Origin of the sequence: Jiella sonneratiae (genome assembly GCF_017353515.1) — a bacterium.
In the GTDB taxonomy this organism is placed as follows: domain Bacteria; phylum Pseudomonadota; class Alphaproteobacteria; order Rhizobiales; family Rhizobiaceae; genus Jiella; species Jiella sonneratiae.
Genome location: NZ_JAFMPY010000004.1, coordinates 220,111 through 243,702, shown reverse-complemented (window position 1 = coordinate 243,702; position 23,592 = coordinate 220,111). Strand labels below are relative to the sequence as shown.

The following is a 23,592-nucleotide window of genomic DNA, read 5'->3' as shown; positions in this document are numbered from 1 at the left end:
GAGACGGCATCGGCGGCGCTTCGGCACTACCGCTTCGTGCGGTCGAGGTTCTTCGGCTCGCCCCTGAGGCCGTTGAGCCGCGCCGAGCGCAGGTCGGCACCTGCAAAATCCGCACCGTCGACATTCGCGCCGTCGAAATCCGCGCCGGCGATCTCCGCCCGGGCGAGGTCGGCATTGGAGAGGTCTGCGCCGGAAAAATCGGCGAATTCTGCGGCCGCCCGCGAAAGATCGGCGTTGGAGAGATCGGCGCCGGTGAGATCGGCGGAATTCAGGACGCCGCGCATCAGCCCCATCGACTGATTGCGCATGTCGGCCGAAAGATCGGCCCCGGCGAGCTTGGCGTCGATCAGCCTGGCGCGCGTAAGATCGGCGACGAGGCGGGTCTTGGAAAGGTCCGCGCCGGTGAAGTTGGCATCCATCAGCTGCGACTGGAAGAGGTTGGCGCCGGTGAGATCGGCGCCGGAAAAATCCGCCTTCAGCCCCCAGACCTGGGCGAGCTTCGCCCCCGACAGATCGGCCCCGGAAAGGTCTGCGCCATTGAGCGTCGCCGCCGTCAGATCGGCACCGGCAAGGTCGAGGCCGGAGAGATCGAGACCGTTGAGCGCCTTGCGCGACAGGTCGACGGGCCGGCCATCCGTCGCCGCGGCGATCAGCGCCTCGACCTCGGCCCGGGTCATCTCGGCCCTGGTCATCTGCGGCGAGGTCATGTCGAGGCCGCGCATCGCCCCCTGCGCGAAGGCCGGACGCGGCGAGAGGCCGGCGGCGAATGCGGCGGCGGCAAAGGCCGCCGCGACGATGGTCCTGCGATGGTCTGCCGGCATGGTCGTCCTCCCTTCGCGGCGTCTTCTTCCGGCGGCGTCTTGCGCGCCGCTTCGCACCGGATTTGACCGCGGTGCGCCCCGGGGGGCCGGTTCCGGCATCTGACGCCACGCCCGGTCCGGCCGGGTCTCACATGTCAAATTCAGTCCACGAGGTCAAAGCGCGACGCCGTGAATTGCGGGCGACCGCCTGACACCGGGGCTGGGCAAGGCCATTGGCCTGATCTCCCTCCTTTCGGGGGAGATGCCGTTCCGCAGAGGGGGGGGTGCGGCGGGCACGGACCCGCCGGATGGTTGCGCCAAGACGCCCCCTCTGCGTTGCCCCCATCTCTCCCGCAAGGGGGAGATCCTGGGCGTCGCCGACGGCTCCAGGCTTTCGAGCGATTGCCCTGCGGCGTGAATGCCGGCGGCGACCCGGCAGGGGTTTCTCCACCCACGGCGAGGCCCGCGCGAACCGAGTCTTGCCCCGAAGGTGCCGGGACTCCACACTCGCCGCCATGAGCCGCCTTTCCGAATCGAGCCCCGCCAGCAACGTCGCCGAATACACCGTGTCGGAAATCTCCGGGGCGCTGAAGCGCACCGTCGAGGACAGCTTCGGTCACGTGCGGATCCGGGGCGAGGTCTCCGGCTATCGCGGGCCGCATTCGTCGGGCCACGCCTATTTCTGCCTGAAGGACGACCGGGCGCGGATCGACGCGGTGATCTGGCGCACCGCCTTCGCCAAGCTCGCCTTCCGGCCCGAGGAGGGGCTGGAGGTGATCGCCACGGGGCGCCTGACCACCTATCCGAACTCGTCGAAATACCAGGTGGTGATCGAGACGATCGAACCCGCCGGCGCGGGCGCGCTGATGGCGCTCCTCAACGAGCGGCGGCTGAAGCTCGAGGCGGAGGGGCTGTTTTTACCCGAGCGCAAGCGCCGCCTGCCGTTCCTGCCGCGGGTCATCGGCGTCGTCACCTCGCCGACGGGCGCCGTGATCCGCGACATCGCCCACCGCGTCGCCGACCGCTTTCCGGTGCATCTCCTGGTCTGGCCGGTGAGGGTGCAGGGCGAAACCTCCGGCGCCGAGGTCGCCGCGGCGATCGAAGGCTTCAACGCCATCCAGTCGGGCGGCAGGCTGCCGCGGCCGGACGTCCTCATCGTTGCCAGAGGCGGCGGCAGCCTCGAAGACCTGTGGGGCTTCAACGACGAGGCCGTGGTGCGGGCCGCGGCCGCCTCGCAGATCCCGCTGATCTCGGCGGTCGGCCACGAGACCGACTGGACGCTGATCGACCATGCCGCGGACATCCGCGCCCCGACGCCGACCGGCGCGGCCGAGATGGCGGTGCCGGTCCGGGCCGAGCTCCTGGCGACGCTGGCGAGCCACAACGCCCGTCTTTCCGGCGCGGTCAGCCGCCGGCTCGACCAGGAGAAGAAGGGGCTCGCCGCCCTCGCCCGCGCCCTGCCCGGCCTCGACGCGCTGCTGGCGCTGCCGCGCCGCCGGCTCGACGATGCGACCAGCGGCCTTGCCTCGAACCTTCGCCACGTCGTCGCCGAGAAGCGCCGGCACTTCGCCGCCGCCTCCGCCCGGCTGGTCCCCGCGACGCTGGAGGCCGCGCTGCGCGACCATCGGGCGACGCTGCGCCACAGCGCCGTCGGCGCCGATCACGGCATGCGCCTGAGGCTCGAATCGGCGCGGCGCCGCCTCGACCGGGCGGCCGCCGACCTCAAGCCGCATATGCTGAAGGCCCGCAGCGAAGCCGCCCGGCTCGCCCTGATGCAGCTCTCCGAGCGACTCGAACGGGCCGAGGCGCAGGGCCGGCAGCAGCGCCGCCAGCGAATCGACGCCGCCTGGCGGCTCGCCGGCAGCCTGTCGCCGCTGAACGTCCTCGAACGCGGCTATGTGATCGTGCGAAACGACGCCGGCGCCGCGGTGACCGAGCCGGCGGACCTTTCGGCCGGCATGGCGGTGTCGCTGGAATTCGCGCGCCGACAGACGCGCCGCGCCGTGATCACCGACGGCACGGCCGCGGCGGGCACGGGGCAGGCCGTGGACGAGCCGGCATCGCCGCAGCCGGCCGCCGCGAGGCCCCGCCGGCCGCGCAGCAAGAAGGTGGCGGAAGGCCAAGGCTCGCTGTTTTAGAAATGCTCCCGGAACGTCGGAAGCGGCTTTCGGAAAGGATCATGCTCGAAGCGCCGAGCCGTTGCTCGACTTCGACGACACCGCGCCGCGCCGCGCCGGCGTCACGCCGTGATCCCGAGCTTGCCGAGCATCGCCTTGGTGATCGACTGGCGCCAGGCGGGCCGTTCGAAGGCCTCGCCCCTGTCGATGCGTTCGAGGACGCCGGCCATGGTGAAGGCGCTCGCCGATTCCAGAGCGTCGAGCTCTTCCCAGGAAAGCGGCACCGCCACCCGGGCGCCCGGGCGGGCACGGACCGAATAGTCGGCGATCGACGTCGCCGCGTGGTCGTTGCGGAAATAGTCGATGAAGATCTTGCCCTTGCGCTTGGCCTTCGACATCGTCGCGACATAGGCGCGCGGCACGTCGCGGACCATCGCTTCGGCGAACCCTTCGGCAAACGCCTTGATCTCCGGAAATTCGCGCCGGCGGCTGAGCGGCACCACGACATGCAGCCCCTTGCCGCCGGTCGCCTTGACGAAGCTGTCGAGGCCGAGCGCCGACAACCGGTTGCCGAGGTCCCGCGCGGCCAGTTTGACCGCCTCGAAGGGAACCCCCTCGTCCGGGTCGAGATCGAAGACCAGCCGGTCCGGAACGTCGACCCTGTCGACCGTCGAGGCCCAGGGATGGAGTTCGATCCCGCCCATCTGCACGAGTTCGATCAGTCCCTTTGCGTCCTCGACGTAGAAATAGTCGGTGGTCTTGCCGGCATGGGTGACGTCGACGGGCTTCACCTCCGCGCCCCAGCCCTTGCCGACCGAGCGCTGGAAGAAGCATTCCTCGCCGATGCCGCCGGGACAGCGCAGCAGCGACACCGCATGGCCGGAAATGTCGGCGAGGACGAGCTTGGCGACCTTGCCGTAATAGTCGGCGAGATCGCCCTTGGTCGGCCCGTTCTCGTCGTCGAAGACCGGGCGGTCCGGATGGGTGATCTCGACGCCGCAGACGCGGATCGGCTTGCCGGACCGCCTGGACTTCCGGCCGTCGGATCCGGACGCGGCATCCGCCTTCGAATCGGACTTCGCCTCTGCCGCCGCCGCTCTCTTTTCCCGGCTGCGGGATCTGCCGGAAGCCGCGCGCGCCTTGCCGGCGCCTGCGCCGTCGCCGGCATCGGCCGCCTCTGCCTTGTCCTCCGGCGCCTCGCGCACGACGTCGCCCGCCGGCTTGTCCTCGCGCAGCCCCTTGAAGGACGGGTGGCGGATCTTTCCCTCGCCGGTCCATTCGGTGAAGGCGACCTCGGCGAGGAGTTTCGGGGTCACCCAGGTGGCGGCGCGCTTTTCCGCCGCCGACAGCCCGTCCACCGGCGCGGTCTTCCGCGTCATTTTGTCGAGGCGTTCCCGCAGCTCCGACCCCGAGGCGTCGGTGAAGCCGGTGCCGCATTTGCCCGCATAGGCGAGGCCGTCCTTGCCGAAATAGCCGAGATGCAGGGCGCCGATCGCCCGCGCGCCGCCGGCCGCCTTGGTGAAGCCGATGATGACGAATTCCTGGCGCTTGATGCATTTCGACTTCAGCCAGCTTTTCGTCCGCCCGGCGCGATAGGGCGCATCGGCCTTCTTCGAGACGACGCCTTCGAGCCCCATCGAGCAGGAGCGGGCGATCATCTGCTCGCCCTTGCCCTCGATGTGGTCGGAATAGCGCAGGATCTTCTTCTCGCCCGCCGCCTGCCCGTCGAGCAACGCCTTCAGCCGCGCCTTGCGCGTCGTCAGCGGCGCCTTCGTCAGATCCTCGCCGTCCAGATGCAGGCAGTCGAAGAGCATCGCGACGATCGGCTTCTTCTCCTTCGAGTCGGTTTCGCCGGAGAGCGCATTCTGCAGCTTCTGGAAATCCGAGCGGCCGTGTCCGTCGAGGACGACGGCCTCCATGTCGAAGACGGCATCGGCAACGCCGAGCTTCCCGAAGGCCCTGGCGAGGCGGTCGAACTTTTTCGTCCAGTCGTGGCCGTTGCGGGTGACGAGCCGCACCGACCCGTCGCTGAGGAGCCCGATCAGGCGATAGCCGTCGAACTTGATCTCGTGCAGCCAGTCGGCGCGTGCCGGCGGCGCATCGACGAGGGTCGCGAGTTGCGGCTTGCCGTAGCGTGCCGCGAGATCGTCGAGGGAGGCGGCCCCGGAGCCGCCCGCGCCCTTGCCCTTGCCGTTGCGCGCCGAAGCCGGCTTCGCCTGCGGGTTGAGGCCGTCCGACGGCCCGTCGGCCGCTTCGCGGCGCAGGTCCTCGGCCTTCTTTTCGGCCTCGGAGGCGCCGGACTTCCGGCCGCCCTTCTTGCGGGTGTTCTCGCTGGACCAGCGGTTGCCGTCCTCGCCGCCCTCCTCCTCGGCGATCTCCGCCATGGTGCGGCCGGTGGCGACGCTGGTCTTCTCGCCGGCGAGGAACGCTTCGCCGTCCTCGTCCGGGCGGGCGAGCTCGTCCTTTTCCTTGATCAGCAGCCAGTTCTCGCGCTTTTCCTTCTTGCGCGGCTTCATCCGGACCAGCACCCAACGGCCCTTCAGCCGCTTGCCGGAAAGCTCGAACTTCAGTTCGCCCCGTTCCAGCCCCTCCGCGACGTCGCCGAGCGGCTTCCAGCTTCCGGTGTCCCAGAGCATGACGGTGCCGCCGCCATATTCGCCCTTGGGGATCGTGCCTTCGAAGGAGCCGTAGTCGAGCGGGTGGTCCTCGGTGCGCACCGCGAGCCGCTTGTCGGACGGGTCGTAGCTCGGCCCGCGGGTCACCGCCCAGGAGAGCAGCACGCCGTCATGTTCGAGGCGGAAATCGTAGTGGAGCCGGGTCGCATCGTGCTTCTGGATGAGATAGGCATCGCCCGCCTTGCGGCCGGCCTTGCCGCGCGGCTCGCGGGTCTTCTCGAAGTCGCGTTTCTCGTTGTAGGTGTCGAGCGAGGCAGAGGCCATGGCTCATGCTGCCCTGGAGCTTTTCGAGCGGCCACCCGATTTCTTGGCCGTGGTCGCCTTGGATTTCGCCCCGTCGCTCGGCGACGACGTTTTCGACGCGGACGACTTCGACTGGGATTTGGACGCCGAGTTGGAAGGCGCGGAAGACTTGGCAGCGGACGAGGATTTCGAGCGTGACCCGGAGGATTTGGCGGTCGGAGCCGTCTTGCCGCCGGAAGCGCGCTTCCGCCCCTTGCCGCCGGTCTCGCCCCCCGACTGTTCGAGGCTGCGGCGGAGCGCATCCATGATGTCGATGACATTGCCGGAATCTTCTTCCGGCGCCTCCTCCGCCTGCGGCTCCTTGCCGGCGATCTTCGCCTTGATGATCTCCATCAGGCCTTCCTGATAGGTGTTCTTGAAGGCCTTCGGATCGAACGGCTTCGACTTCTTCTCGATCAGGAGCTGGGCGAGTTCCAGCTGCTCGTCGTCGATCTCGGCGCCGTCGCCCACCGCGTCGAAGAACTTCCTGGCGTCCCGGACCTCCTGGGCATAACGCAGCGTCTCCAGGATGAGCCCGTCGCCGCAGGGCTTGATCGCGGCGATGCGCTCCTTGCCGGAGATCACGATCCGCCCGAGCGCCACCTTCTTCGCCTTCCTCAGCGCCTGGCGGATGGTGACATAGGCATCGGTCACGCCGTCTTCGTCCGGCGCGACGTAATAGGGCCGGTCGTAGTAGATCGGATCGATCTCGCTGGCATCGGTGAACTGCGTCAGCTCGATGACGTGGTTGCTCTCGGCCTTGAGGGCTTCGAGCTCCTCGTCGTCGATCGGGACGAAGCGCCCCTTCTCGTATTCGTAGCCCTTGACGATGTCGTCGCTGTCGACGACCTCCTCGTCCTTTTCCGACACCTTGTGGTAGCGGATCCGCTCGCCGGTGTTCTTGTCGTACTGATGCAGCTGGATGGTCCTCGCCGGGCTCGTCGCCGCAAAGAGGCGAACCGGAAAGGAGACGAGCGAAAGCCGGATATGACCGGTCCAGTAGGCGCGCGGAGTGCTCATGACTCGCGCAACGGGAATCGCGGCGCCTCGGTTCGGCCCGGGCGAAAAGAATCTCGTCGCCCGGCAAAGCTACGGCCGACGCGCTATTTTTGGGCGGCCGTCGCCGTGCCGCCGAGTTCGGAGACCTTGCCCCTGTAGCGCGGCTTGTCGGAGCCGCAGGCAAAGCGACGCGCCACTTCGTCGGCGACCGCCCGCGCCAGCACGTTGGCATCGGCATTGGCGCTCGCATCGACATAGCCGACCGGGCAGCTCGCCCTGCCTTCGCCGGCGATGGTGTGGACGGCGAGGACGTCGGTGATCTTGCCCGAGCCGTCGCCGGGATCGAGGTGGAAGCGCAGGATCGCGGCGAAGGGCTTGCCGCCGGACAGCCGCCACTCGATCGTCTCGCCCGGCTCGTTGAAGGGCGAGAAGGAGCTGAAGTCGTCGTTCTTTTCGCCGAAGTCGACGTCGACCCTGAGGTCACCTTCCGACACGAAGACCGGGATTCCCTTATAGCCGGCGCATTCGAGATCGACGCCGCCGCCGTCCTCGTATTCCTGCAGCACGGTGCAGCCGTCGAGATCGAGCTTGGTATAGGCGCTGTCGGTGCCGGCCGCTGCGGCAGGCGATCCGGCGAGGCCGCCGCCCGCCGCCAGAAGCAGGGCGGCCGCCGCCCCCCGCCACGAGACCGCGCCGCCACGCCCGGCCTTCGTTGCCGCGTGCTTGCCCGAAGTCCTGCCGATGCGCGTCATGCGTCCTCCCCGATCGCGGCTTCCGTCCTGTCCGGCCCGATTCCGAGCCGGCCGAGAATGTCGGCGAGCCTATCACGGGAAACCGCGAGGCGCAGCGTCTTCTGCCGCTGCGTCAGGCCGGCGACCACGGCGACCGCGGATTTCGGCAGCCCGCAGGTCTTGGCGACGAGCGCCACGACCGCCGCGTTGGCCTTGCCGTCCTCCGGCACCGCCCGCACGCGGACGAGGAGACGCGTGCGGCCTTCCGCATCGGCGACGCGGCCGTCGACCATGTCCTTCGCCGAACGGGGCGTGACGCGCACGAAAAGGAGGAGGCCGTCGCCGTCGAACCGGTAAGACGTCTCGTCCAAAGCGCAGTCCGGGGCGGGATGCATGGCGGGCGTCACCCGTGCCGGATGCTCAGAGCCCGGCCCGGTAGATGGCGGGATTGACGTATTCGGCAATCAGGATCTGCAGGAACATGATGGCGAACAGCACCACCAGCGGCGACAGGTCGATGCCGCCGAGATCCGGCAGGAAGCGGCGGATGCGGCGGTAGACCGGCTCGGTCATCTGCCAGAGGAAGCGGCCGACGGAATCGACGAAGGGATTGCCGGGATTGACGATGTTGAAGGCGTAGAGCCAGGAGAGCACGGCCGAGGCGATGACGATCCACCAATAGAGATTGAGCGCCTGATAGATGACGTAGGTGACTGCCAGCATCGATCCCCTGCCCCTTTTTGCGTCACCGCCGATGTAGACATCGCGTCAGGGCGGCGCAAGCCGCGCGGGCCCGCAGCGTTAACGCGGCGTGGCAGGCGGTTGCTGTGACACGGGGGGCGTCGCTGGGGCCGGCCTCCGCGCCCGCGGCTCCATCCCGGCGGCCGGCCGGCGGCGGGGTGCCGCGGGAGGAACCACATGGCGCATGCCGCCGCCGCCGAATTCCCGTAAAGGCCGCGTTGCCAGCCGTTGACAGAAACCCGCCTCCCGCACTACAAGCCGCTTCGCATCGGTGGACGGGGCTGTAGCTCAGCTGGGAGAGCGCGTCGTTCGCAATGACGAGGTCAGGGGTTCGATCCCCCTCAGCTCCACCAATGCCCCCGTGACGGCCCGGTGTTTCTCAAAGACCCTTCGCACCTTGGCGCAGCTCATCGGCGCACACCCGTGGTACACATGCAGTCACGCCGCGTGAAAGCGGCGGGGCGGGGAAAAAGGAACTGCTTCCGGCATTCGGCACCGTCTCGTGGAGACCGCGCAGCAAATGTCGGAATCGCAAGACCCCCAGACAAGTTTATGATCCTGTTGGATTTTTTCGAATTTGACATTCGATATGGCGCCTCGCCCGACCGGGACCGAAAATGGCGAATTCGCTCCCCTAGCGACTATTCCTCTTCCGCCACGCCTCGAAGGTTGAAAGGTGCTCGTCGAGGGTGCGGGGATAGAGGCCGATGATCGTCTCGCCTGCCTTCACCCGGTCGACCACGAAGTCCTCATAGGCGGTCATCTCGACGGCTTCGTCGGCGACCTCCCCGGCCAGATGCGCCGGAATGACGATGACGCAGTCGTCGTCGCCGACGACGATGTCGCCGGGGAAGACCGGCGCGTCGCCGCAGCCGATCGGGCCGTTGATCTCGATCGCCTCGTGCAGCGTCAGGTTGGTCGGGCTGGACGGCCGGGCGTGATAGGCGGGAATGGCGAGCTCGCCGATGGTCGCGGCGTCGCGGAAGCCGCCGTCGGTGACGATGCCGGCGCCGCCGCGCATCATCAGCCGGGTGACGAGGATGTCGCCGGCCGAGGCGGCCCGGGCATCCTTGCGGCTGTCGATGACCATCACGTGGCCCTCGGGACAGGTTTCGATGGCGACCCGCTGCGGGTGCTGCGGATTGCGGAATTCGGCGAGCTGGTTGCGGTCCTCGCGCGCCGGCATGTAGCGCAGCGTGAAGGCCGGCCCCACCATGTTGCGCCGCTTCGGCGCCACGGGGTGGACGCCCTGGATCACCTGGTTGCGCAGGCCGCGCTTGAAGAGCGCGGTGGCGAGCGTCGCGACGGAGACGCCGGAGAGCTTTTCGCGAAGGTCGTGGTCCATGCTCTGGTCCTTGCCTTGAAGTCGGATCGGGCAGCGGGCGCCGGTCAGAGGAGGCCGTTGCCGGCGAGGAACTGGCGCATCGCCGCCTGCTGCGTCTCGGTGAGCGGCCAGGCCGAGGGCGGCCGCGTCGGGCCGCAGTCGAGGCCGAGCGCCTGAAGCGCCGCCTTCACGCCGGTGACGTTGGTGCCGTTCAGCTCCTCGGCGCGGATGTCCTCGAAGGCGCGCATGCCGGCGATGAGCGCGCCGGCCTTGCCGTAGTTTCCGGCGTCGAGCGCCGCATGGATCGCCACCGACCGCTCCGGCCAGACATTGATCAGGCCCGAGGTGAAGCCCCGCGCCCCGACGGCATAGAGCGGCGGCGCCCACACTTCGGCGAGGCCGCAGACCCAGGTGATGTCGTGGCCGCAGGCCTCGATGGCGCGGGCGAGATTCATCGGGTTGGGCGTCGCCCATTTGACGCCCTTGACGCCGGGCAGCGCGCAGAGCGCGGCGATGCCGCGCGTTCCGATCGCGTCGTTGCGCAGATAGAGCATGATCGGCAGGCCGCCCGCGGCGTCGCTCACCGCCTTGACGTAATCGACGATGCCGCGCGGCGCGACGAAGGGATCGGGCGGCTGGTGGATCATCAGCGCCGCCGCGCCGGCATCGGCCGAAGCACGGGCGAGCCGGCAGGCGTCGCGCACGCCGCGGCCGATGCCGGCCAGCACCGGCCGCCTCCCGTCGACGAGGCCGACCACTTCGCGGACCATGGTAGAGGCCTCGTCCGTCGTCAGCGCGTAGAACTCGCCGGTGTTGCCGTTCACCACCGGCATGTGGACGCCGGCAGCGACCGCCCGGTCGACGATCGGAGACAGGCGCTCGGGGGCGATGTCGCCCGCCGCGTCGTAGGGGGTGACGAGGATGCCGGAAATGCCGGCGAGGGCGGCGTCGAGATCGTGGGCCATCGAAAAGGTCTCCCGTTCCGTCTCAGAAGATGTCGGGTTCGCCGGCGGCACGGCCGAAGCCGCGCTCCAGGAAGTCGAAGTCGCAGCCCTTGTCGGCCTGGGTGACGTGGCGCGAGAACATGTAGCCCCATCCCCGCTCGTAACGCGGCTGCGGCGGCGTCCAGGCGGCCCGGCGCCGTTCGAGCTCGGCCGCGTCGACGAGCATGTCGAGCCGGCGGTTCGGCAGGTCCAGCCGCACCTTGTCGCCGGTCCTGAGCAGCGCCAGCGGCCCGCCGACATAGCTTTCCGGCGCGACGTGGAGGACGCAGGCGCCGTAGGACGTGCCGGACATCCGCGCGTCGGAGATCCGCAGCATGTCGCGATGGCCCTTCCTGATCAGCGCCTTGGGGATCGGCAGCATGCCCCATTCGGGAAAGCCCGGGCCGCCGAGCGGCCCGGCATTGCGCAGCACCATGACGTGGTCCGGCGTGACGTCCAGGTTTTCGTCCTCTACCGCCTTCTTCATCTCCGGATAGCTGTCGAAGACCAGCGCCGGACCCTCGTGCACGTGGAACTTCGGGTCGCAGGCGGCGGGCTTGATGACGGCGCCGTCCGGGCAGAGATTGCCGCGCAGGAGCGCCAGCGAGCCCTCGGCATAGACCGGGTTCGACAGCGGCCGGATGACGTCGTCGTCATAGACCCGGGCGCCTTCCAGATTGTCGCCGAGGGTCTTTCCCGTCACCGTCAGGGCGGAGGTGTCGAGCATTGCCTCCATCTGCTTCATCAGCGCCCGGAGGCCCCCGGCGTAGAAGAAGTCCTCCATCAGATAGTCCTTGCCGGCCGGCCGCACGTTGGCGATCAGCGGCGTGGTGCGGCCGAGCGCGTCGAGATGGTCGAGCGTCAGGTCGACGCCGGCGCGCCGCGCCATGGCGATCAGGTGGACGACGGCGTTGGTCGAGCAGCCGGTCGCCATGGCGACCTTGGCGGCGTTCTGCACCGCCGCCTCGGTGATGATCGCCTCCGGCCTCAGATCCTCCCAGACCATGTCGACGATGCGCCGGCCGCATTCGGCCGCCATGCGCTGGTGGCCGGAATCGGCCGCCGGGATCGACGAGGCGCCGGGCAGCGTCAGGCCGAGCGCGTCGGTGATCGCCGTCATGGTGGAGGCGGTCCCCATGGTCATGCAGGTGCCGACCGAGCGGGCGATGCCGCCCTGGATGCCGAGCCACTCCTCGTCGGTGACGTTGCCGGCGCGCCGCTCGTCCCAGTATTTCCAGGCGTCTGAGCCCGAGCCGAGGACGCGCCCGGCATAATGGCCGCGCAGCATCGGTCCGGCCGGCAGGAAGATCATCGGCACGCCGGCGGTGATCGCACCCATCACGAGGCCGGGGGTCGTCTTGTCGCAGCCGCCGAGCAGCACCACGCCGTCGAGCGGATGCGAGCGGATGATCTCCTCGGTCTCCATCGCCAGGAGGTTGCGATAGAGCATCGAGGTCGGCTTGGTGAAGCTCTCGTCCACCGACAGCGCCGGCATCTCGACGGGAAAGCCGCCGGCGGCGAGCACGCCGCGGCGGACGTTCTCGACCCGCTCGGGAAAATGCCCGTGGCAGGAATTCAGCTCCGACCAGGTCGAGAGGATGCCGACGATCGGCCTGCCGAGGAATTCCTCCTCGGAATAGCCGAGTTGCATCATCCGCGACCGGTGGCCGAAACTGCGCAGGTCGTCCGGCGCGAACCAGCGCGCGGAACGGAGCTCCGCCGCCGTGATCCTTCGCTCTTGCTGCCGCATGCGGCCTCCCATTCCGAAATTTTCCGTCATGTATGCGCTATCATTCTTTTCTGTCAATTGCACCCGAGGACGGCCTGGTAAGTGAATCATTCGGCTTTCATGGCGCCGTGTTGACAGCAGCATCTCGTCCATGTCAGGCATTGTATGCGCATTCATTGCAGCCGCAGGGCCCGGGAGGAAAGGGCGGCGGCCGCACGGCGGCGTGCCGCCATCGTCAAAGGAGGAGTTTCATGACGTTCACCCGCAGGTTCATCGTCGCGGCGCTCGGCGCGGCCGCCTTCGCCTCGGCGCCGTTTACGGCCGTCGCCGCCGAACTGCCCGGAAACGTGCGCCTGGTCATCGGCTCGAATTCCACCGGCGGCGACACCTACCAGGCCGCCTCGATGGTCGCCGACGCGCTGTCGAAGCAGCTCGGCATCAACATCAAGGTCGACGCGGTCGGCCCCAACGAGGCGTTCAAGGCGGTCGGCCGCGACGCGCGCGGCACCACCATCATGCTGCACCACGACCAGTCCTATCTCGGCAATCTCTACGGCCAGCGCGGCTACGAGGACATCTTCGATGCCTACAGGATCGGGCCGACGGTCGCGATCAATCCGGGCAACGCCTACCTCGTGAAGAAGGGCAGCAAGTACGAGACCATCGACGACGTCCTGAAGGCGGCGGAGAACGGCACCAAGGTGCGCGTCGCCATCCAGCCCGGCGGCGTCTCCGAGATCGGCTTTTCGGCGATGAAGAACGCCGCCCGGCTCGCCAAGCCCGGCTCGGACGAAAATCTCGTGGCGGTCAACACCGGCAGCCAGGCCAGCAAGAACCAGGCCCTGTGGGACGACCTCGCCGACGTGATCAACGGCTCGATCCAGGCCAACGAGCAGTTCGCGCAGCTGCCGGCCGACGATCAGAAGGCCATGCAGTTCGTCTGGATCACCGCGAGCCCGGATGCGCTGAAACAGGCGCCCGAGGCCGGCATGGGCAAGCTCAGCCGCGACGACATGCTCAAATATGCCGCGCCGAACGTCGCCGTTCCGCTGAAGGACGGCGAGAACTTCGACTTCGACAAGGAATTCTTCTTCATCTACAACAAGAAGATGGATGACGGCATCGTCAAGCAGATCGACGATGCCCTGGCCGCCGTCTACGAGGACGGCAAGCTCCCGGCGGAGCTCAAGAAGGCCTTCTTCATCCCGGACTTCCGACCCTCGGATGCCGCCCGGACGCATCTGACGAAGAAGAACGACACCTACAGCCAGGTGATCGCCGACATCCGCAGCACGCGCGCCTCGAAGTGAGCCTTACCGGCTGATCCCAGAGCCCTTGCGGGTCCGGCCGCGCGACCGCCGGACCCTTCATCACGGATGCCGAGGAACATGGGCGATCTCACGCACGTCACCGTCGACTTCTCCAGGTCGCATCTGATCTTTCCGGAGGTCATCGGCACCATCCTCGTCATCCTCGCGGTGGCGATTCTGATCCGCGACCGGCGGCGGGCGATGGGATCCGGGCGCTACTGGCGGGAAATCTTTGCCCGCATGGACAAGCTGCGCTTCTTCGGAACGCTGCTCCTGACGGTCGTCTATTTCTCGGCCATGGAGCCGGTCGGCTACCGGTTTCCCAATCTCGGGCTCGGCTTCCTGTTCTGCTCGATCCCCTACCTCTTCGCCGTCGGCTTTCTCTATCTGCACCACCGCACCTTTCGCGCCGCCCTGCCGGTCGCGGCCATGGCGCTCGTCGCGCCGACGCTCGTCTGGTGGCTGTTCGGCAGCGTCTTCCTGCTCACCCTGCCCTGATCGAAGGCGCGATCCGCATGGACATCCTCAGCATCGTCACACCGCTGTTCGTCGGCCTGATCGTCGCCGGCACGGTCATCGGCATCGTCTTCGGCGCCGTGCCGGGCATGACCGCGACCATGGCGGTCGCGGTCTGCCTGCCGCTCACCTATTCGCTGGGGCTGGACAACGGTCTGGCGCTGCTGCTCGGCCTCTATGTCGGCGGAATCTCCGGCGGCCTCGTGCCGGCGATCCTCCTCGGCATTCCCGGCACGCCCTCCTCGATCACCACCTGCTTCGACGGCTATCCGATGTGCCAGAAGGGCGAGGGCGAGGCGGCGCTCCGGCTCGGCATCGTCTCCTCGCTGGTCGGCGGGCTGATCAGCCTTCTCGTGCTCTACCTGTTCGCCCCGCCGCTCGCCGACTTCGCGATCGAGTTTTCCTATGTCGAGAAGTTCCTGATCATCCTCTTTGCCCTGACGGTGATGGCGGCACTCAGCAAGGACATGCTGATCGGCATCTTCTCCGGCTTTCTCGGCATCCTGGTCAGCCTGATCGGCACCTATTCGGTCGATGTCGGGGGCAACGGCGAATACCGGCTGATCCCGCCCGGCATGGAGAACCTCCTCGACTCTGGCTTCTCGCTGCTGCCGGTGCTGATCGGCCTGTTCGGCCTCGCCGCGATCCTCGACGATGCGGAGAACGGCATCCCGGCGGGCCAGAAGGCTTCCGACGTGAAGGTCGGCGCGGCCTCGGCCTTCTCCTTCTCGATGTTCGCCGGCCAGACGGTCAATCTGATCCGCTCGTCGCTGATCGGGACCTTCGTCGGAATCCTGCCCGGCGTGGGCGGCTCCGCCGCCTCGATCCTCGCCTATTCGAACGCCAAGACCTTCTCCAAGCACCCGGAGACCTTCGGCAAGGGCGAGCCGGCGGGCATCATCGCATCGGAATCCGGCAACAACGGCCTCACCGGCGGCGCCCTGGTGCCGCTGCTGTCGCTCGGCATCCCGGGCGACTCGACGACGGCGCTGCTGATCGGCGCCTTCACGCTGCAGGGCGTGCAGGTCGGCCCGCTGTTCATCGGCAACAATCCGACGACCTGGAGCGCGATGATCATCGCCATGCTGATCGCCAACGTCGTGATGTTCGCGGTGATGTATCTCGCGATCCGCCACGTCGCGCGCATCGTCACCGTGCCGAAGCAGATCCTCTTCCCGATCATCCTGATGATGTGCGTCGTCGGGGCCTACACGATCAATTACGGCATCATGTTCGACGTCTGGACGCTGCTGATCTTCGGCGTCTTCGGCTGGCTGGCCGTCAAGCTGCGCCTCGAGATCGCGCCCTTCGTCATCGGCTTTATCCTCGGACCGAATGCCGAGGTGTATTTCGTCAAGAGCCTGGAGTCGTTCGGCGACCTGACCATCTTTTTCACCAAGAGCTGGATCGCCGCCGTGCTATGGGTCCTGATCGTCGGATCGATCGCCGGCTCGGTCTTCCTGTCGCGCCGCAACGCCGCCGCCGACGCGGCGGCCGAGGCCGAGGCCGAGATGGAGGATGCGGCGACGTCCTAGTGGATCGGATTTGACATTTGAGTGCCGATCGGGTGCACCGCCACGGCAGATGTCAAAATCGAAAAATCCACCATGGACATCGACCCGGCTGGTGGTCTTTCGAATCCGGCATTGGCAAGTCGGTTCCCGAGCGTGAAACCGAACGGCGAAGTCGGACCACGCGTCTGAAGGATGGAAGAATGGACCGCGACGGCGCGGCAGATGGGACCAGCGTCGGGGCCGGGCCGCGCGCCAGGCGGCCGCGCCCGGCCGGCGGCGTCACCATGGAGGATGTCGGGCGGCTCGCCGGCGTTTCGCAGGTCACCGTCTCGCGGGCGCTGCGCGACCCCTCGAAGGTCTCGCCCGACGCGCTGCGGCGGATCAGGGACGCGGTCGCGACCACCGGCTACGTGCCGAATGCCGTCGCCGGCGCCCTCGCCTCGAACCGCAGCCGGCTGGTGACGGCCCTCGTCCCGTCGATCACCAACGTCGTCTACTCCTCGCTGGTGAAGTCCTTCATCGAGGGAATGCGCGCCGAGGGCTACCACATCCTGTTGTCGGAAACCGGCTTCGATCCGGACGACGAGGAGGCCCTGATCGCCGCGCATCTGTCGCGGCGCCCCGACGCCATGCTGCTGATCGGCATCCATCACACCGCGCAGGCGCGGCGGCAGCTGCTCGGAGCCGGCATTCCCGTCGTCGAGGTCTGGGACATCACCGACACGCCGATCGACATGTGCGTCGGCTTCTCGCATGCCGATGCCGGCCGCAGCGTCGCAGACTTCGCGGCCGAGGGCGGCTACCTTGCGGCCGCCACCCTGACGGCCGCCGACGAGCGGGCGCGGCGCCGCGCCCGGGCCTTCGCCGAACGTTTCGAGGCCCGGACGGGACGGCCGGTCACTGCGGTGACGCTGCCGGGGCCGGCGAGCCTTGCCGAGGGCCGCCGAAGCTTCGCCAGCCTCTGCGACGACCATGGCTTTGCCGCCGGCGTCGTCTTCTGCAGCTCCGACCTGCTCGCCCACGGCGCACTGATCGAAGCGGAAACGCGCGGCATCGCCGTGCCCGAAACCGTGGCGGTCATCGGTTTCGGCGATCAGGACTTCGCCGCCCACACGGCTCCCGCTTTGACCACCGTGTCGGTCGACCGGACGGCGCTCGGACGCAAGGCCGCCAGCGCCCTCCTCGCCCGGCTCGCCGGCACCCCCCGCGAAGAGGCGGTGATGAATCTCGGCTTCAACATCGTTCGGCGGGGCTCTGCCTGATGTCGCCGGACGAACGCCGCTCTGTCCGCCGGCGGCCATCCGAAAGCGACGCCGTCACATGTCCGCCGGCATGAGGGCGTCCCGCCGGCTCGCCGCGGCGTCCTCGGGCAATGTCGGGCGGCGTCACGACATGATCAGCCCGCCGTCGACGTTGATCGTCTGGCCGGTAATGTAGGCGGCGTCGTCCGAGGCGAGGAAGGCGACGAGACCGGCGACGTCCTCGCCGCTGCCGGCCCGCGCCATCGGAATGTTCTGGACCCACTCGGCCATCAGTTCGCCCGGCTTGTAGTCGCCGAGGAGCTTGCCCCAGGCGGCGTCGTTATAGGCCCACATGTCGGTCTCGATGATGCCGGGGCAGAAGGCGTTGACCGTGATCTTCTCCTTCGCGACCTCCTTGGCGAGGCTCTGGGTGATGCCGACGACGCCGAACTTCGACGCCGCATAGTGCGGCGTGTAGATGAAGCCCTGGCGGGCCTGGCCCGACGCCGTGTTGATCAGCCGGCCGCCGCGGCCGTGCCGGCGCATGCGGGCGATCGCCTCCTTGCAGCAGAGGAAGACGCCGGTGGTGTTCACCTCCATCACCTTCCGCCAGTCGTCGACCGACAGGTCTTCCACTTTGGCGATGGTGATGACGCCGGCGTTCTGGACGGAGATGTCGATGCCGCTGCCGAAGGCGGCCTCCGCGGCGTCGTAGAGCGCGGCGATCTCCGCCTCGCTGGTGACGTCGGCACGAAAGCTCTCGGCCCGGCCGCCGGCCTTTCGGATCGCCGCGACCGCCGCGCCGCAGTCTTCGTTGGCGCTGAGCATGATGCTGGCGCCCTCCCGCGCGAAACGCGCCGCGATGGCGGCGCCGATCCCGCGGCTCGCGCCGGTCACGACGACGGTCCTGTCGGTGAAGCGGGTCATGAGTATCCTCCCTTGAATTCGACGTGAGCGGTGGGTCGCGGCCGGTGGCATGCGGCCCGAAAGGTCTCGCGGCCGATGCTCGCCGCGACGCCTCGGCAGGGTCGCGGGCGCCCGCACGTCAGTCGGCAGCGAGCGCGGCGGCGGTGTGATTGTCCGTCACCAGGACGGAGATGAAGCCGCCGAGCATCGCGGCCCTGATCGCCGCGACCTTGCGCAGGCCGCCGGCGACGCCGACGACACGCGGGATCGCCGCGATCTGCGGCAGGTCGATGCCGATGATCCGCTCGTCGCAGGACGAGCGCACCTGCACACCGGCGCAATCGAAGAAGCGCAGGCCCATGTCGCCGACCGCCCCCGCCTCTCCCAGTTCGTGCAGTTCGCCGGGAAGCAGCCGGTTGCCGCTGTCGGCCAGCATCTGCGAGGGCTCGAGCGCGCCGATCCCGACCAGCGCCAGGGTGACGTCGGCGAACTGCGCCATCGTCTCCTGGACGAAGGGGTCCTCGAGCAGGATCGCCCGGCTCTCCGGCGATTTCGTCAGACCGGGGGCGGCGAGGAGCTGGGGCTTCGCGCCGGTGATCTGCGCCATGCGCAGCGTCAGATGGGTGGCATGCTTCTCGACGGCGGGATTTCCGGTGCCGCCGAGGAGCTGGATGACCCGGCTCGCCGAGACGCGCGGCGGATGCATGTTCTCGACGGTGCGCAGCAGCGATGCGCTCCAGGAGGAGAGCCCGACGACCTCGCCCTCGCGAAGCGTCGTCTCGATGAAATGCGCCGTCGCCGCGCCGATCGCCGACAGGATGCTGTCCTCGGTCGGCTCGCTCGCCTCGACCACGATCGCCTCGGACAGGCCGAAGCGTTCGCGTAGCGCACTCTCGAGGTCGAAGAAGGTGCCGCGCGGCGCGTTGATGGTGATGCGCACGACGTCCTCTTCCTGCGCCCGCTTCAGGAGCCGGGAGATCGTCGCCTGGGAAATGTTCAGCCGCCGCGAGATCTGGGACTGGGTCTGCTTCTCCAGGAAGTAGAGCTGCGCCACCCGGCCCATCAATCTCATGTCGTGTATGCGGGCCACTCGCCACCGACCTCCTCGCGCCGCGACGCCTGCGGCGGGCGGAGCCAGGCCGCGCCGCCGGCGCGGCCGACGCGCGCTCCCGTCTCGCCGATGCAACCAGATAGCCGAGGCCGGGCCGCACCGCTAGGCATCCTCCGCGATCACGCACGGCCATCCTCCCGCTCTCCCGGCACCGCGCCCACGGCCATCGCGCTGCACAAACTTTTCTCCCTTGACGCGATTTGGAGCACGTTCTAGCCTGAATATCAATACAGATATGAATAAATATTCATGGAGCCGTGAATGGCGATGCCGAAGGCGCCCGGCGCCGATCCCGCCGCCGAACCCGCCGCTAAGTCCGTCGCACCGATGACGCCGGCGGCGCTCTCCGAAGAGGCGCGCCAGGTCCGGCGCCGGATCCTGACGACCATCCGGGCCGCGGGCCTCGGTCACGTCGGCGGCGACCTTTCGGTGACTGACATTCTGACGACGTTGTTCTTCTCGGTTCTCGCGATCGATCCGGCCGACCCGGAGAAGGCCGACCGCGACCGGTTCATCCTCTCCAAGGGCCACTGTGCGGCCGCGCTCTACACCGTCCTCGCCCGGCGCGGCTTCTTCGCGGAGGAAGAGCTCGACACCTTCATGCAGCCGCTCTCGCGGCTGAACGGCCATCCAAACCGCCGCAAGGTGCCGGGAGTCGAGGCGAATACCGGGCCGCTCGGCCACGGTCTGCCGATCGCGGTCGGCGCCGCCATCGGCTCGGGCATCCGCAAGCTCGGCTTCCGCGCCTTCTGCGTCCTCGGCGACGGCGAACTGCAGGAAGGCTCGAACTGGGAGGCGGCGATGTTCGCCGGCCACCGGAAGCTGTCGAACCTGACGGCCATCGTCGACCGCAACGGCCTGCAGCAGGGCGCCCGCACCGCCGACACCAACGATCTCTCGCCGCTCGCCGACAAGTTCACCGCCTTCGGCTGGGAGGTGCGCGAGGTCGACGGGCACGACCACGCGGCGCTGCTCGACGTCCTGTCCCGGCCGGGCGACGGCAAGCCGGTCTTCGTCCTCGCCCGGACCGTCAAGGGCAAGGGCGTCTCGTTCATCGAGGACCGGGTGGAATGGCACCACAAGGTGCCGAGCGCCGGCGAGGTCGAAGCCGCCCTGAAGGAACTGGCATGACGAGCGAGACGATGACCCAGACGGCCGAATTCGACTGCCGCAAGGCCTTCGCCGAGACGCTGATCGCGCTCGCCCGCGCCGACGAGCGGATCGTTGCCGTCTGCAACGATTCCGTCGGCTCGTCCAACCTCAAGGAGTTCGAGGCCGCGTTCCCCGATCGTCTCGTCAATGTCGGCATCGCCGAGCAGAACATGGTCGGGGTCGGCGCCGGTCTCGCCAATGCCGGGCTGGTTCCCTTCGTCTGCAGTGCCTCGCCCTTCCTCACCGGCCGCGCGATGGAGCAGGTGAAGGTCGATGCCGCCTACAACGGCTACCACATGGTCCTCTGCGGCATGAGCCCCGGCATGGCCTATGGCGAACTCGGCCCGACCCACCATTCGATCGAGGATCTCGCCTGGATGCGGGCGATCCACGACCTGACGATCCTCGTTCCCGCCGATCCGTTCCAGACCGCCGAGGCGGTGCGCTGGGCCGCGGCCGCCGCCGGCCCGGTGTTCATGCGCGTCGGACGCTTCAAGGTTCCGGCGGTGTCGAGGGAGAGCGAGGGCTTCGTCGTCGGAAGGGCCGACGAGTTGCGCCAGGGCTCCGACGTCACGCTCGTCGCCACCGGCACGCTGGTGTCTCGGGCGCTCCGGGCCGCCGAGGAGCTCGCCGCCGAGGGCATCTCGGCCCGGGTGATCAACGTCTCCTCGCTGGCGCCGCTCGACAGGGCCTGCCTGATCCGGGCCGCGCGCGAGACCCGCGGCATCGTCACGGCGGAAGAAGGCGTGCCGCAGGGCGGGCTCGGCGGCGCGGTCGCCGAGGTGCTCGCCGAGGCGCATCCCGCCCGCATGCGCATCCTCGGCGTCGACGCCTTCGCGCCGACCGGGGACGCCGCCTTCCTGCTCGACCATTTCGGGCTGAACGCCGCGGGGATCGCCAGGGCGGCCCGCGAGCTGGCGGCCTGAAGGCCATGGCGCGCGCCGACGCCATCCTGGCGATCGACCAGGGAACCAGCTCGACCAAGTGCCTGCTCGTCGATGCGGCAGGCGCGGTGGTCGCCAGCGGATCGGCGCCGCTCGGCGAGAGCTGCCCGAAACCCGGCTGGGTCGAGCAGGATCCGGAGGCGCTGTGGCAGAGCGTCGCCGCGGCGGTCGCAGCCACGCTCACGGGCATCGACGCCGGGCGCGTCGTCGCCGTCGGCCTGTCGACGCAGCGCGAGTCCATCCTTCTGTGGGACCGCAGGACCGGCGAGGCGATCTCGCCGCTTCTCTCCTGGCAGGATCAGCGGACCAGCGATCTCGCCGGCCGGCTCGGCACGCCGGCGTTCCGGGAGCGCGTCCGCCGGATCAGCGGCCTGCCGCTCGATCCGATGTTCTCGGCGCTGAAGGCGCGCTGGCTGCTCGACGCCTACGATCCCGGCCGCGACCGCAGCCGCGCGGGAGAGCTGGCGATCGGCACGGTCGATTCCTGGCTCGTCCAGAAATTCGGCGGCGGCCACGCGATCGAGATCGGCAACGCCTCGCGCACCCAGCTCCTCGATACCGCCCGCGGCGTCTGGTCCGAGGAGCTGTGCGAGGGCTTTTCCATTCCGGCCGAAGTCCTGCCGCGCGTCACCCCATCCACCGGCCCCTTCCCCGCGGTCCGCGGCCTGCCGCCGCTGAAGGAAGGCACCCCCGTCACCGCGATCCTCGGCGACTCGCATGCCGCGCTCTACGGCCACGGCGTGCGGATGCCCGGCTCGGTCAAGGCGACCTACGGGACCGGCTCGTCGGTGATGGGGCTGATCGGCGAGCCGACGGGCGGGATGGATGCTGGGACCTGCCTGACCATCGCCTGGCAGGTGGCGGGCGCGTCCCCCGCCTTCGCCGCCGAGGGCAACATCCGCTCGGCCGGCGCGACGCTGCGCTGGCTCGCCGACGTCTTCGCCATGCCGATGGACCGGCTGATCGCCGAAGCCGTCGGCTCGGCGCCGACCGACGTCTGCCTCGTCCCCGCCTTCAACGGCCTCGGCGCGCCCTATTGGGACGACGGGGCGACCGCCCTCCTGTCGGGATTCAAGCTCGGCACCGCGCGCGCGACGATCCTCAGGGCCGGGCTGGAATCGATCCCGCATCAGGTCGCCGACGTCGTTCTGTCGGTCGAGCGGACCACCGGCTCGACAATCACCGAACTTCATGCCGACGGCGGCCCGTCGGCGAACGACGCATTGATGCAGCTGCAGGCCGATCTCGCGGGCCTGACGGTCATGCGGCCGAGCGTCTCGGCGTCCTCCGCCTATGGGGCCGCACGCCTCGCGGGGCTCGCCGCGGGCGTCTGGAACGCGGACGAGGATGCCGCCCGGCAGGAGGTCGCGATGCGGTTCGCGCCGCAGGTCGCCGAAGCGGACCGCACCGCCCGGCGCGCGACCTGGCACCGGGCCGTCGAACGGGCGCTGACGGCCGGGCGCGGCGGCGCCGGCGCCTGACGGGCGGCCACAGAAGCGAACGGGAGGAGACCCCTTGACCACCGAAGTGACCAGCCCCCGGGCCAAGCGGAACCTGCTTCCGCGCATCGCGTTCGGCGGCGTCGCCGGACCGCTGATCGGGCTGGTGCTCTTGTGCATCGCCTTCAGCTTCGCGTCGCAATACTTCCTGTCGATCCGCAATGCGCTGAACGTGCTCGATCAGGTGACGGTGCTGGGCATCCTGGCGATCGGCATGACGATGGTGATCATCATCGGCGGCATCGACCTGTCGGTCGGTTCGGTGCTGGCGCTTTCGATGATGTCGATGGGCTGGCTGGAGCGGATGGCCGGCCTGCCGCTTCCCCTCGCGATGGTGCTCGGCGTCCTCACCGGCGCGGCCTGCGGCCTGGTCTCCGGCTGTCTCATCACCTTTGCCCGCTTGCCCGCCTTCATCGCGACGCTGGCCATCATGTCGGTGGCGCGCGGTCTCGCCAACCTTCTGACCGACGGGCGCCAGATCGTCGGCTATCCCGACTGGTTCACCAATCTCGCCACCGTCCGCCATCTCGGCTTCTTTTCGGTGACGGTGACGGTCTTCGTGGTGCTGATGATCGTCGCCGGGATCTTCCTGCGCTACCGCGCCACCGGGCGAAACCTCTTCGCCATCGGCGGCAACCCGGAAGTCGCACGCCTCGCCGGCATCGACGTCCGGCGCTACACCATCCTCACTTATGTCGTCTCCGGCGCCCTTGCGGGTGTCGCGGCGGTGACCCTCGCGGCCCGCCTCGACTCCTCGCAGCCGAGCGCCGGCCTCGGCATCGAGCTCGACACCATTGCCGCCGTGGTGATCGGCGGCGCCAGCCTCGTCGGCGGCGTCGGCTCGATCGCCGGCACGCTGATCGGCGTGCTGATCATCGGCGTCCTGCGCAACGGTCTCAACCTCGTCGGCGTCTCGCCCTTCTTCCAGATGGTGGTCATCGGTGCCGTCATCGCGCTTGCCGTCACCTTCGACACGATGAGCCGCGAGCGCAAGTGAACCGGGGCCGCCATGCCGGCC

The 23,592-nt window shown here is 68.9% G+C and carries 20 protein-coding genes and 1 tRNA gene; 10 read left to right on the top strand and 11 right to left on the bottom strand.

Going from position 1 to position 23,592, the window contains the following annotated elements; genetic code table 11:
- Positions 1–26 precede the first annotated feature (26 nt).
- A complete protein-coding gene (locus J1C47_RS05150) occupies positions 27–821 on the bottom strand; it encodes a pentapeptide repeat-containing protein (protein ID WP_207349646.1) in 795 nt (264 codons plus the stop codon).
- 494 nt (positions 822–1,315) lie between these two features.
- Between J1C47_RS05150 and xseA the strand changes: the two genes are divergently transcribed.
- The gene (xseA, locus tag J1C47_RS05145) at positions 1,316–2,938 is read left to right on the top strand and encodes an exodeoxyribonuclease VII large subunit (RefSeq protein WP_207349645.1); all 1,623 of its coding nucleotides are present in this window, start codon (positions 1,316–1,318) and stop codon (positions 2,936–2,938) included.
- Positions 2,939–3,039: 101 nt separating this feature from the next.
- On the opposite strand, the gene ligD is transcribed toward xseA, so the two are convergent.
- The 5 genes from ligD to J1C47_RS05120 form a co-directional block, all read right to left on the bottom strand.
- A complete protein-coding gene (ligD, locus tag J1C47_RS05140; RefSeq protein ID WP_207349644.1) occupies positions 3,040–5,856 on the bottom strand; it encodes a DNA ligase D in 2,817 nt (938 codons plus the stop codon).
- Positions 5,857–5,859: 3 nt separating this feature from the next.
- Positions 5,860–6,894, bottom strand: coding sequence for a non-homologous end joining protein Ku (ku, locus tag J1C47_RS05135; RefSeq protein ID WP_207349643.1), 1,035 nt, complete (start codon positions 6,892–6,894; stop codon positions 5,860–5,862).
- A gap of 83 nt (positions 6,895–6,977) precedes the next feature.
- Positions 6,978–7,625, bottom strand: coding sequence for a hypothetical protein (locus J1C47_RS05130; RefSeq protein WP_207349642.1), 648 nt, complete (start codon positions 7,623–7,625; stop codon positions 6,978–6,980).
- On the bottom strand, positions 7,622–7,975 hold the full coding sequence (locus tag J1C47_RS05125) for a DUF167 family protein (protein ID WP_281065469.1): 354 nt from the start codon (positions 7,973–7,975) through the stop codon (positions 7,622–7,624). The genes J1C47_RS05130 and J1C47_RS05125 overlap by 4 nt, the downstream gene beginning before the upstream one ends.
- A gap of 49 nt (positions 7,976–8,024) precedes the next feature.
- Complete coding sequence (locus tag J1C47_RS05120; RefSeq protein ID WP_207349640.1) at positions 8,025–8,327, bottom strand: YggT family protein; 303 nt, start codon at positions 8,325–8,327, stop codon at positions 8,025–8,027.
- Positions 8,328–8,622: 295 nt separating this feature from the next.
- On the opposite strand from J1C47_RS05120, the gene J1C47_RS05115 reads away from it, so the two are divergent.
- Positions 8,623–8,698 (top strand) — tRNA-Ala (locus J1C47_RS05115).
- Between the two features lie 281 nt (positions 8,699–8,979).
- Here the strand turns inward: J1C47_RS05115 and J1C47_RS05110 are convergent.
- The 3 genes from J1C47_RS05110 to araD are packed head-to-tail and all read right to left on the bottom strand — an operon-like array spanning position 8,980 to position 12,381.
- On the bottom strand, positions 8,980–9,690 hold the full coding sequence (locus J1C47_RS05110) for a ribonuclease activity regulator RraA (protein ID WP_207349639.1): 711 nt from the start codon (positions 9,688–9,690) through the stop codon (positions 8,980–8,982).
- A 44-nt stretch (positions 9,691–9,734) separates the two neighbouring features.
- Positions 9,735–10,634 carry a dihydrodipicolinate synthase family protein gene (locus tag J1C47_RS05105; RefSeq protein ID WP_207349638.1) on the bottom strand — a complete coding sequence of 300 codons (900 nt, stop codon included), beginning with the start codon at positions 10,632–10,634 and terminating at the stop codon, positions 9,735–9,737.
- Positions 10,635–10,656: 22 nt separating this feature from the next.
- The gene (araD, locus tag J1C47_RS05100; RefSeq protein ID WP_207349800.1) at positions 10,657–12,381 is read right to left on the bottom strand and encodes an L-arabinonate dehydratase; all 1,725 of its coding nucleotides are present in this window, start codon (positions 12,379–12,381) and stop codon (positions 10,657–10,659) included.
- A gap of 251 nt (positions 12,382–12,632) precedes the next feature.
- Here araD and J1C47_RS05095 point away from each other — a divergent pair, with 251 nt between their 5' ends.
- The 4 genes from J1C47_RS05095 (at position 12,633) to J1C47_RS05080 (ending at position 16,983) form a co-directional block, all read left to right on the top strand.
- A complete protein-coding gene (locus J1C47_RS05095; RefSeq protein ID WP_210382242.1) occupies positions 12,633–13,691 on the top strand; it encodes a type 2 periplasmic-binding domain-containing protein in 1,059 nt (352 codons plus the stop codon).
- A 78-nt stretch (positions 13,692–13,769) separates the two neighbouring features.
- Positions 13,770–14,189, top strand: a complete 420-nt coding sequence (locus tag J1C47_RS05090) for a tripartite tricarboxylate transporter TctB family protein (protein WP_207349637.1) — start codon at positions 13,770–13,772, stop codon at positions 14,187–14,189.
- Positions 14,190–14,206: 17 nt separating this feature from the next.
- Complete coding sequence (locus tag J1C47_RS05085; protein ID WP_207349636.1) at positions 14,207–15,742, top strand: tripartite tricarboxylate transporter permease; 1,536 nt, start codon at positions 14,207–14,209, stop codon at positions 15,740–15,742.
- Positions 15,743–15,921: 179 nt separating this feature from the next.
- Positions 15,922–16,983 carry a LacI family DNA-binding transcriptional regulator gene (locus J1C47_RS05080; protein ID WP_245396366.1) on the top strand — a complete coding sequence of 354 codons (1,062 nt, stop codon included), beginning with the start codon at positions 15,922–15,924 and terminating at the stop codon, positions 16,981–16,983.
- Positions 16,984–17,106: 123 nt separating this feature from the next.
- Here J1C47_RS05080 and J1C47_RS05075 read toward each other — a convergent pair whose 3' ends face one another.
- Together J1C47_RS05075 and J1C47_RS05070 are read right to left on the bottom strand one after the other, a co-directional pair.
- On the bottom strand, positions 17,107–17,889 hold the full coding sequence (locus tag J1C47_RS05075) for an SDR family oxidoreductase (RefSeq protein ID WP_207349635.1): 783 nt from the start codon (positions 17,887–17,889) through the stop codon (positions 17,107–17,109).
- Positions 17,890–18,007: 118 nt separating this feature from the next.
- Positions 18,008–18,958 carry a sugar-binding domain-containing protein gene (locus J1C47_RS05070; RefSeq protein ID WP_207349634.1) on the bottom strand — a complete coding sequence of 317 codons (951 nt, stop codon included), beginning with the start codon at positions 18,956–18,958 and terminating at the stop codon, positions 18,008–18,010.
- 348 nt (positions 18,959–19,306) lie between these two features.
- On the opposite strand from J1C47_RS05070, the gene J1C47_RS05065 reads away from it, so the two are divergent.
- From J1C47_RS05065 to J1C47_RS05050, 4 genes are read left to right on the top strand one after another with little or no spacing between them, the layout of a single operon-like run.
- Positions 19,307–20,110: a transketolase gene (locus J1C47_RS05065; RefSeq protein WP_207349796.1), complete on the top strand. Its 804-nt coding sequence runs from the start codon at positions 19,307–19,309 to the stop codon at positions 20,108–20,110.
- Positions 20,107–21,057, top strand: coding sequence for a transketolase family protein (locus tag J1C47_RS05060; RefSeq protein WP_245396365.1), 951 nt, complete (start codon positions 20,107–20,109; stop codon positions 21,055–21,057). The genes J1C47_RS05065 and J1C47_RS05060 overlap by 4 nt, the downstream gene beginning before the upstream one ends.
- A gap of 5 nt (positions 21,058–21,062) precedes the next feature.
- A complete protein-coding gene (locus tag J1C47_RS05055; protein WP_207349633.1) occupies positions 21,063–22,556 on the top strand; it encodes an FGGY family carbohydrate kinase in 1,494 nt (497 codons plus the stop codon).
- A gap of 46 nt (positions 22,557–22,602) precedes the next feature.
- Positions 22,603–23,571: an ABC transporter permease gene (locus tag J1C47_RS05050; RefSeq protein WP_342591938.1), complete on the top strand. Its 969-nt coding sequence runs from the start codon at positions 22,603–22,605 to the stop codon at positions 23,569–23,571.
- Positions 23,572–23,592 lie beyond the last annotated feature (21 nt).